The sequence below is a fragment of the Thiohalocapsa halophila genome (assembly GCF_016583825.1).
Classification (GTDB): Bacteria; Pseudomonadota; Gammaproteobacteria; order Chromatiales; family Chromatiaceae; genus Thiohalocapsa; species Thiohalocapsa halophila.
The window spans coordinates 1-8,425 of sequence record NZ_NRRV01000116.1 but is presented as its reverse complement, the minus strand read 5'-3'; the positions used below and the strand labels follow the sequence as shown (position 1 = coordinate 8,425).

Below are 8,425 nucleotides of genomic sequence, written 5' to 3'. Positions count from 1 at the left end.
CCGAGCAGGAGGCCGCGGCCGCCGCCGAACGCGAGCGCCGGCGCATCGAAACCGAGCAGGAACGCGAGCGCGAGGACGCTGCCCGCCGCGCCGCCGACCGCGAGCATCAGGCGCAGGTGCACCGCGAGGTCCTCGCCGACCTGTGCGACCTGGGCCTGAGCGAGGTCGACGCCAAGCGCGTGATCGGCGCCGTCGCCAGCGGGCGCGTCGCCCACGTCCGGATCGACTACTGAGGGCCGCGCGATGAGCTTTCACGACCACCACTGCGTCTGCGGCAGCCGCCGCAAGCCGGCCGACGCCCTGCTGTGCGGCACCTGCCGCGCCGTTGCGGCGCCGGCCGACCTGAGCACCTACGACAACGGGCACAACCGCCCCGCGCGCCGCCGCGCCGCCGCGATCCGCTTGCTGGCCCGTGCGCGCCGCCGCCGACGCCCGTAGCCACCGCGTCGAGCAGAGCCGGGGAGCGCGGACACAGCGTTGGAGCCGGCACCGGGGCAGGGAGCCCCACCCCAGAGACCGTGGCTGCACGCCGCAACCGAAAGCCGGCCAGGGGCCGGCGGGAGCCAGCAGAGATGACCGCCTACACCGTCGAAGTCACCGAGGTCACCACCGTGTTCGTGCCCCACGGCAGGGGCGCCGCCGACGCCGAGCGCCAGGCCCGGGACTGGATCGAGGCCCACGCCTCCGGCGAGGTCCGCGTCAGCGGCGAGGGGGTGCCGGTCCAACGCGGCCGCGAGGGCGAGGCCCGTCTGCTGGCTGACACCGCTGTCGAGGAGGCCTGAAATGAGAGCGCTGAACCGAGTCGAGTTAATTGGTCGTTTGGGCGCCGACCCCGAGATCCGCTACACCCAATCGGGCGACGCCGTGTGCACCCTGAGCATCGCGACCAACGAAGCCTGGACCGACAAGAGCACCGGCGAGCTCAAGGAGCAGACCGAGTGGCACCGCTGCGTCATGTGGCGCCGCCTCGCCGAGATCGCGGGGCAGTATCTCGCCAAGGGCTCGCGCGTCTTCGTCGCCGGCAGCCTGAAGACCCGCAAATGGCAGGACCAAACGGGCGCCGAGCGCTACACCACCGAGGTGCAGGTGCGCGACCTGATGATGCTCGATGGCCAGCAGGGACAGGGCCAGCCGCAGAGCCGTGGCCAGCACCGCGGCAACGGCCAGGACCGACCGCCGCAGCAGCACCAGGGTGCACCCGACTACCAGGCGCCGCCGTCTGGCGCTCGCGGCTACTACGACGACGACATCCCGTTTTAGCCGAGCATCGGCGCAGGGCTGACGTAGCGACTCAGCCCACCATACAGCTGCCGCAGTCGTACCCGAGCGCGCCGGGGTGCAGTACAGAAAGCGACTAGCCGAGCCGGGATCGCCACCCGGCCCGGCGCCCGAGCAACAGGCAGCGTGCCGCGGCGAGCGGCCAGCACCGAGGACCTCATCATGCACGACACCGACATCGCCGACCGCACCGGCTGGAAGCCGATCGACGCCTGGGACGCCCGCCGAGCCCGCAAGGCCGCCGAGTCGCAGCGCACGCTGGGGGGAGCGGCGGATGACCAAGCCGGCGACTGGGAGGACTGAGCGATGACGGCGACGGAATACACCCCTGGGCCCTGGCGGGTCCTGGACCTGCGCACAGCCGAGCGGCCGCGCGAGGTAATCACGGTCGGGACTCAGGCCGGCGCGATTTGCCGACTGCGGAACGACGTTTCAGAGCGGACGATCTCGGCTGAAGACGAAGCCAACGCCCACCTGATCGCGGCGGCCCCGGACCTAGCCGCTGCGCTCGCGGTTGCGCTGGAGTTCCTGGAGTTCTGTTGGCGCGACGTCTCGCTGAACGAGTACGCCGAGGAACAACGCGAGCAGGCAGAGCTGGCGATCCGCGCCGCGCTGGCGAAGGCCCGCGGGGAGGACTGAGCCATGAGCGACACCGCCACCACAGCCCGAGATTGGACATACGACGGAGACGACCAAGCGGGACAGCCGCAGATAGTGGACGAATACGGCGCGTTGATCGCAATCGCAACGCATTCGTGCGTTCGCCCACGCGCCGAGCTGATGTCACACGCCCGACTGATCGCGGCCGCCCCGGACTTGGCCGCTGCGCTGGAGGGCGCCGTCCGCTGGATCGGCAGCCTCGACGACTGGTCGGGCGCTGACGATCCGGATCTCGACACCTGGCAGGCCGCGCTGGCGAAGGCCCGCGGGGAGGGCTGAGCCATGAGCGATCCGAGCCATGGACGCCGCGTGCAGCTGCTCCGCCGCGAGCCCACCGGGCAGGGCGGTCGCACTCGCCTCGTGTCGGAGGGCGAGGGCACCTTCCACGCCTGGGGCCTGGACTACGTAGAGCTCGACAGCGGCATCGGGACCGTCAGCGTCGCCATCGTCGAGCTGGACGACGGCACCGTGCGCACCTGGGCGGCAGACGACGCCCTGCGCTTCCTGGACCGGGAGACCGAGCCAGATCAGCAGTCTGAGCTGCGGCTTTTGGTCGGAGCGCTGATCACCGTTGCGCGCATGCCGAACGCGGAGCACGAAGCCGACGCGCACAACCGGGCCGTTACGCGGCTCCGCGAGCTTTACGCCCTGGAGGGCTGACCCATGCAGATCGACACCGCCACCCTCGCCAAGGCCATCACCCGCGCCTGTGCGGAGCTGGACCGCCTTGACGAAGCCGCCGCCGAAGGCGAGATCGGCCGCATCGCCGGCCGCCGCCTGGTGCTGCGCATTGAACCAGCCGGCGCCGACTGGTCCGGCCGCGAGATTCCGCTGCCGCCGGGGGCCGAGGGCATTGTCTCCGCCCTGGAACTGCCGCCCGAGGCCGAGCCCGGGCCGAGCGATGCTCCCGGCATCCGCTCCCCGCTCAACGCCTGCTGCCACCGCGACGCCTGCCGCGAGCTGCTGACGGCGTTGGAGCTGATCTGCGAGAACCCCGACCACGACCTGCTGCCCACCGAACGCGCGACCGCCGAGGCCGCGATTGCCAAGGCGACGGGGGAGGGCTGATGGACACGGAGCAGCAACGCCACCGCCGTCTTTGCCAGACCTGCACCCGCCAGGAGCCCAACCATGCCAGAGCCCACCGCCCCCGCCGCCTACACCCGCGAGCAATGGCTCGCCGAGGCCAAGCGCCGCTTCGGCCCCGACCCGCTCGACTGGCGCTTCGCCTGCCCCGTCTGCGGCCACGTCGCCAGCGCCCGCGACTGGCGAGCCGCTGGCGCCCCCGAGGGCGCCGTCGGCTTCGCCTGCGTCGGGCGCTGGCTGCCGCAGGCGCGGGACGCCTTCGGCACCGCGGGCCCCGGGCCCTGCAACTACACCGGCGGCGGCCTGTTCCGGCTGAACCCCGTCACCGTCGAGCACGACGGCGAGACCTTCCAGGTGTTCGCCTTCGCCGAGCCGGAGACCAGCCATGCCTGAGTCCGCGACCCCGCTCGTCATCTACCGCTTCGCCTGGGGCAACAACGACAAGCGCCGGGGCCTCAAGGGCCGGCGCTGCGTCATCGAAGCCGCCGGCGCCCTGGGCTCGGTCCAGGTCCGCTTCCTGGACAACGACCAGCGCGAGATCGTCAGCCGCCGCGCGCTGCGGGTGGTGCGCCGCTCCGTACGACAGGAGCCCGACCATGCCTGACTCCATTCCCGCCCTGACCCTCTGGCAGCCCTGGGCGGCGCTGATCGCCATTGGCGCCAAGCCCTTCGAGACCCGCAGCTGGCCAACGCACTACCGCGGACCGCTCGCCATCCACGCCGGCATCGATCGCCGCGGGCTCGCCTGGTGCCGGGGCGCGCCCGGCATCGAGGCCGCCCTCGGCGCCGCCGGGCTGACCCTGGACACCCTCCCGCTCGGCGGCATCGTCGCCGTCGCCGAGCTGATTCAATGCTGGCCGACGGAAGACATCGTCGCCGACGACCTCGCCGACCCCTTCGGCGACTACGGCGACGGGCGCTTCGGCTGGCATCTCGCGCGGGTCCGCCCGCTCCGGGAGCCGATCCCCTGCGCCGGCCGCCAGCGCCTCTGGACCCCGCCGGCGGCTGTCCAGGCGCAGCTGCGCGCGCTGCTCGCCTCGCCGAAGCCGGCGGTGGTGCCCACCGGCGCCCGCCGCCAAGCTGAGCGGTGCGCATGATGGGCTGCCGCTGTCGCTGGCAACAGCTCGGCCGCGACGACGTCCCGCCGCCGCCGGACGCGACGACCGAAGCCGAGCGCGCGCTCATCGCCCGCTGCGAGCTGGTGCCGCTCTTCCCCGGCGCGAAGAACCGCTTTCGCGTGCGCCTCGACGGCCGCGACCTCGGCGCTGTGATGCTGCGCATGTGGTCGCACGAGTACATGCTGCCGGCGACCGCGGCGGAGATCGCCTGGCCCGGCGCCTGGCGCTTCGTCACCGGCGCCCGCGGTCCCAACGACGCGCCGCTCGGCGCCGCGATCCGTCGCCTTCTCGCCGCGGCCGGGAGGCTGCCCGCATGACCGACGCCTGCATCTGCCCCTACGACCCGCCGAGCCTCTACCGCCAGAGCCGCCCGCTCGCGCGCATCGAGCACCGCTGCGCCGAGTGCGACAGCACGATCCACCCGGGCGAGCGCTACGAGCGTGTGTTTGGCATCTGGGAGGGTGAATCGGGCGTTGTTCGCACCTGCCCGCGCTGCCTCGCGCTGCGCGACTACGTCCAAGCCCACGTGCCGTGCTTCTGCTGGGCGCACGGCAACACCCGCGAGGACGCCATCGCCGCCGCCAGCGCCTACGCACACGAGGCCCCCGGTCTGCTGTTCGCCGCGCTGCGTCGCGAGGTCGCCATCCGCCGTCACTGGGCAGCGGAGCTGCACGAGCGCTGGGGCTCCGCGGCGCCGGGGCGGGTGCGGGGCGAGGTCAGCTCGCGAGTCGAGGGGAGCTCGGGAGCCGAGCTCGAATGAAGCTGCTCGGACGGAGGACAACACCGCATGCCTGAGCCGACCACTCCCGCTTGCACGCCCGCCCGCTTGCTGGCGCACGCCGACGCCATCGAGCATGCGGCGGCCCGCGGTGGTTATGTCAACGACCGCACAGGGGCGCGGGTGCGGCTGGAGCAGCCGGACCGCGAGCGCTGGGCGAGCTTTGCCGCACTGCTGCGGGGCACTGTGCACGAGCATCAGGGGGGCTGCGATGACTGAACCCCTCGCCCTGACCCTGGAGGCCGCCGCCGAGGCGCTGTCGGTCAGCCCGCGCACGGTGCGGCGGCTGCTCGATGCCGGGGAGCTGGGGCGGGTGAAGATCGGCCGGGCGGTCCGGGTCAGCGCCGCGAGCGTGCGCGCCTACGTGGAGCGGCAGACCCAGGTCGACAAAGCCGCTGTGGGCGCAAACACAGCGGGTGTTAGACTTCCGGGTGGGGGTCAGGTTGAGACAGGTGCATGCCGTACAGGCGCAAAGACAGCCCGGTCTGGTGGGCCAGCTACATCGACCACAGCGGCCGCAGAGTTAGACGCTCTACTGGCACAACCGATCGAGCCGAAGCGGACGCGCTCGAAGCGAAATGGAAGGTCGAAGCCTACCGCGCGCGCCACTGGGAAGAGCAGCCGAGCCGCGACTTCGAAGAGCTGATAGCGGCTTACCTTAAGGCGACTGCCGGGGACCGGCGGCCGCGCAGCGAGGAGACTGTTCGCATGCATGTGCGCCGGCTGCGTGCGCACTTCGCCGAGCAGGTGATGAACACCCTGACCGCAGCCGATGTTGGCGAGTACATCCAGATCCGCAAAGCGGAGGAAGTTTCCAACAGCACGATCAACCGCGAGCTCGAGGTTCTCTCCGCCGCGATCACTTATGCTGTGCGGGAATGGGCCTGGCAACTGCCGAACCCGGTAAGTGGCCGGATGCTGAAGGAGCCGGAGGGCCGCCTGCGCTGGGTTACCAAGGCTCAGGCCGCCGCCCTGATACGAGCCGCGGAGGCCGCCGCCGGCAAGGCCCCGCACCTGGCGCCGCTGATTACGCTGGCGCTGCACACCGGCATGCGCCGCGGCGAGCTGCTGGGCTTGGAATGGAGCCGCGTCGATCTGCCGTCGGCCGTGATCTACCTGGAAGCCGACCACACCAAAACCGCCCGTCGGCGCACTGTCCCGCTCAACGCCGTCGCCCGCGGTGCCATCATGCAGCAGGCCCGTTTCCGCGCTGCGCACTGTCCGGATGCGCGCTGGGTCTTCTGCACGCGCGGCGGAGAGCACATCGCGAGCGTGAAGACCGCCTTTAAGCGCGCCTGCGAGCGGGCGGGTATCGAGGACTTCCGTTTCCACGATCTGCGCCACACGTGCGCCGCCTGGTTGGTGCAGTCCGGTGTGCCGCTGACTGAAGTGCGTGACGTGCTCGGTCACAGCACCATCAACATGACCGAGCGTTACGCCCACCTCGCACCCGAGAACACCCGGGCAGCGCTAGCCCGCCTGGAAGGCGGGCAGTCACAATCAGGTCACGCTGGGGATATCAAGGGCGGCGTAGATAACGCGTAACCGCTTGAAAAATATGGCGCGCCCGGAAGGATTCGAACCTCCGACCCCCTGGTTCGTAGCCAGGTGCTCTATCCAGCTGAGCTACGGGCGCGTGAAGCCGCACAGTATGGGTTTTCGGTCCCCTTGCGTCAAGAGCTATGGATAGTCTGCGCTGTGCCGGCAATCTCGTTTCACGCAACGATGCGACGCGCCGCAGCGAGTGCCCATGTTACCGCTCGCTGCTGCGTTTGCGGCGTGTCGCCTCTTGCCCGAAAACAGCCTTGTGCTGAGGCCCCTACGGCGCAAGGCTAGGCAACCTATGACCAGCAAGAGCTCCGAAGCCCCGCCGCCGCCCCTCGCCGAGCGTATGCGACCGCGCTCGCTGGCCGATGTCATGGGCCAGCGCCATCTGTTGGGCGATGGTCGGCCGCTCGCGCGGGCGCTCGGCAGCGAGCGGCCGCATTCCATGATCTTCTGGGGCCCGCCCGGCAGCGGTAAGACGACGCTGGCGCGGCTGCTGGCGGGGGCGTCCGGCTGGCGCTTCCTGCGGCTCTCCGCGGTGCTGGCCGGCGTCAAGGATATCCGCGCCGCCGTGGCAGAGGCCAAGGCGGCGCGGGAGCAGGCGGGGCAGGGCAGCATCCTGTTCGTCGACGAGGTGCACCGCTTCAATAAGTCCCAGCAGGATGCGCTGCTGCCGCATGTCGAGGACGGCACCGTGGTGTTCATCGGCGCGACCACGGAGAACCCGTCCTTCGAGCTCAATAACGCGCTGCTCTCGCGCGCCCGGGTCTATGTGCTGAAGGCGCTGGAGGCAGCAGACCTGGAGGGACTCATCGATCGGGCGCTGGCGGACACCGAGCACGGTCTGGGTGAGCTGAGGCTGGATATCGAGCCGCAGGCGCGGGCGCTCATCGCCGCCGCCGCCGACGGTGACGCGCGCCGGGCGCTGAACCTGCTGGAGCTGGCTGCGGACTTTGCGCTGGAGCCCGGTGCGGATGGCGGTGAGCGGGCGATCGGCGCCGAGGCCGCCCGGCTGGTGATCGAAGGCGGCGTGCGCCGCTTCGACAAGGGCGGCGAGGCCTTCTATGACCAGATCTCGGCGCTGCACAAATCCGTGCGGGGCTCGGCGCCGGACGCGGCCCTGTACTGGCTCGCACGGATGATCGACGGCGGCTGCGACCCGCTGTACCTGGCCCGGCGTATCGTGCGCATGGCGAGCGAGGACATCGGCAATGCCGATCCGCGCGGGCTGACGCTTGCCATGAACGCCTGGGACGCCCAGCAGCGCCTCGGCAGCCCCGAGGGCGAGTTGGCGCTGGCGCAGGCGGTGGTTTACCTGGCCTGTGCGCCCAAGAGCAATGCCGTCTATGCGGCGTGGAATGAGGCGCTGGCGGATGCGCGCAGCCACGGCTCCCCGGAGGTGCCCGTGCACCTGCGCAACGCGCCGACAAAGCTCATGAAGCAGCTCGGCTATGGCGCCGCCTACCGCTACGCCCACGACGAGCCGGACGCCTATGCTGCCGGCGAGCGCTACTTTCCGGACGGCATGGACGAGCGGCGCTACTACATCCCGGTGGAGCGGGGGCTGGAGATCAAGATCCGCGAGAAGCTGGCGCGGCTGCGGGAACTGGACCAGGCGGCAGGCAAGGATGGCGGCCCCAGAGGGCGATAGCACATCGGCTCGGCCTGGTGACAACCCGCTACCGAGACCAGGCAAGTATTGGGTGTGGGCGCCCCGCAGAGCGGTCCCGGCGTAGGTCGGGCCGACGTGAGGAGGCCCGACAATCCGGCGTCGACTGCCAGCAGGGTGTTGGGCTTCGCGCCTCAGCCCGACCGCCGCGAGATTCTTACCTAAATAAAAAAGGTAATCCCCCGGCTTTGCCGGGGTGACAGTAGCAGTTTGACATTTGCGGGAGTCCATCGGAGACACTCCGTTCGTGAGCCGCCAAGCACACGACTGTGGAGAGTCCCGATGGACAAG

Annotated in this window: 17 protein-coding genes, 1 tRNA gene and 1 pseudogene; 18 read left to right on the top strand and 1 reads right to left on the bottom strand. The window is 70.8% G+C overall.

Features of this window, described 5'->3' with window-relative positions:
• From CKO31_RS24605 to CKO31_RS24530, 17 genes and pseudogenes are all read left to right on the top strand, one after another.
• The coding region (locus tag CKO31_RS24605; protein WP_306341788.1) for a hypothetical protein at positions 1 to 233 on the top strand (233 nt) is incomplete at its 5' end.
• 10 nt (positions 234 to 243) lie between these two features.
• On the top strand, positions 244 to 438 hold the full coding sequence (locus tag CKO31_RS24600) for a hypothetical protein (protein WP_200243109.1): 195 nt from the start codon (positions 244 to 246) through the stop codon (positions 436 to 438).
• Positions 439 to 572: 134 nt separating this feature from the next.
• On the top strand, positions 573 to 782 hold the full coding sequence (locus CKO31_RS24595) for a hypothetical protein (RefSeq protein WP_200243104.1): 210 nt from the start codon (positions 573 to 575) through the stop codon (positions 780 to 782).
• Between the two features lies 1 nt (position 783).
• Positions 784 to 1,260, top strand: coding sequence for a single-stranded DNA-binding protein (locus CKO31_RS24590; protein ID WP_200243101.1), 477 nt, complete (start codon positions 784 to 786; stop codon positions 1,258 to 1,260).
• Positions 1,261 to 1,440: 180 nt separating this feature from the next.
• A complete protein-coding gene (locus CKO31_RS24585; RefSeq protein ID WP_200243099.1) occupies positions 1,441 to 1,581 on the top strand; it encodes a hypothetical protein in 141 nt (46 codons plus the stop codon).
• Positions 1,582 to 1,584: 3 nt separating this feature from the next.
• Positions 1,585 to 1,917: an XkdD/Y8K6 family phage-associated protein gene (locus tag CKO31_RS24580; RefSeq protein ID WP_200243097.1), complete on the top strand. Its 333-nt coding sequence runs from the start codon at positions 1,585 to 1,587 to the stop codon at positions 1,915 to 1,917.
• Positions 1,918 to 1,920: 3 nt separating this feature from the next.
• Positions 1,921 to 2,217, top strand: a complete 297-nt coding sequence (locus CKO31_RS24575; RefSeq protein WP_200243095.1) for an XkdD/Y8K6 family phage-associated protein — start codon at positions 1,921 to 1,923, stop codon at positions 2,215 to 2,217.
• Positions 2,218 to 2,220: 3 nt separating this feature from the next.
• Positions 2,221 to 2,598 carry a hypothetical protein gene (locus CKO31_RS24570; RefSeq protein WP_200243092.1) on the top strand — a complete coding sequence of 126 codons (378 nt, stop codon included), beginning with the start codon at positions 2,221 to 2,223 and terminating at the stop codon, positions 2,596 to 2,598.
• 3 nt (positions 2,599 to 2,601) lie between these two features.
• Complete coding sequence (locus CKO31_RS24565) at positions 2,602 to 3,006, top strand: hypothetical protein (protein WP_200243090.1); 405 nt, start codon at positions 2,602 to 2,604, stop codon at positions 3,004 to 3,006.
• Between the two features lie 63 nt (positions 3,007 to 3,069).
• On the top strand, positions 3,070 to 3,417 hold the full coding sequence (locus CKO31_RS24560; RefSeq protein WP_200243087.1) for a VVA0879 family protein: 348 nt from the start codon (positions 3,070 to 3,072) through the stop codon (positions 3,415 to 3,417).
• On the top strand, positions 3,410 to 3,628 hold the full coding sequence (locus CKO31_RS24555) for a hypothetical protein (protein WP_200243084.1): 219 nt from the start codon (positions 3,410 to 3,412) through the stop codon (positions 3,626 to 3,628). Before CKO31_RS24560 ends, CKO31_RS24555 begins: the two co-directional genes overlap by 8 nt.
• Positions 3,621 to 4,121, top strand: coding sequence for an ASCH domain-containing protein (locus CKO31_RS24550; RefSeq protein ID WP_200243081.1), 501 nt, complete (start codon positions 3,621 to 3,623; stop codon positions 4,119 to 4,121). Before CKO31_RS24555 ends, CKO31_RS24550 begins: the two co-directional genes overlap by 8 nt.
• Complete coding sequence (locus CKO31_RS24545) at positions 4,118 to 4,459, top strand: hypothetical protein (protein WP_200243067.1); 342 nt, start codon at positions 4,118 to 4,120, stop codon at positions 4,457 to 4,459. Before CKO31_RS24550 ends, CKO31_RS24545 begins: the two co-directional genes overlap by 4 nt.
• The gene (locus CKO31_RS24540) at positions 4,456 to 4,902 is read left to right on the top strand and encodes a hypothetical protein (protein WP_200243065.1); all 447 of its coding nucleotides are present in this window, start codon (positions 4,456 to 4,458) and stop codon (positions 4,900 to 4,902) included. The genes CKO31_RS24545 and CKO31_RS24540 overlap by 4 nt, the downstream gene beginning before the upstream one ends.
• A gap of 27 nt (positions 4,903 to 4,929) precedes the next feature.
• A complete protein-coding gene (locus tag CKO31_RS24535; RefSeq protein ID WP_200243063.1) occupies positions 4,930 to 5,139 on the top strand; it encodes a hypothetical protein in 210 nt (69 codons plus the stop codon).
• Positions 5,132 to 5,284: pseudogene (locus tag CKO31_RS27775) on the top strand (helix-turn-helix domain-containing protein); the annotation flags it as partial. The gene CKO31_RS24535 and the pseudogene CKO31_RS27775, both read left to right, overlap by 8 nt.
• A 92-nt stretch (positions 5,285 to 5,376) precedes the next feature.
• Positions 5,377 to 6,465 carry a tyrosine-type recombinase/integrase gene (locus CKO31_RS24530; RefSeq protein ID WP_200243062.1) on the top strand — a complete coding sequence of 363 codons (1,089 nt, stop codon included), beginning with the start codon at positions 5,377 to 5,379 and terminating at the stop codon, positions 6,463 to 6,465.
• A 14-nt stretch (positions 6,466 to 6,479) separates the two neighbouring features.
• On the opposite strand, the gene CKO31_RS24525 is transcribed toward CKO31_RS24530, so the two are convergent.
• Positions 6,480 to 6,556 (bottom strand) — tRNA-Arg (locus CKO31_RS24525).
• Positions 6,557 to 6,763: 207 nt separating this feature from the next.
• On the opposite strand from CKO31_RS24525, the gene CKO31_RS24520 reads away from it, so the two are divergent.
• A complete protein-coding gene (locus CKO31_RS24520) occupies positions 6,764 to 8,116 on the top strand; it encodes a replication-associated recombination protein A (RefSeq protein ID WP_200243060.1) in 1,353 nt (450 codons plus the stop codon).
• The last annotated feature ends 309 nt before the right edge of the window (positions 8,117 to 8,425 follow it).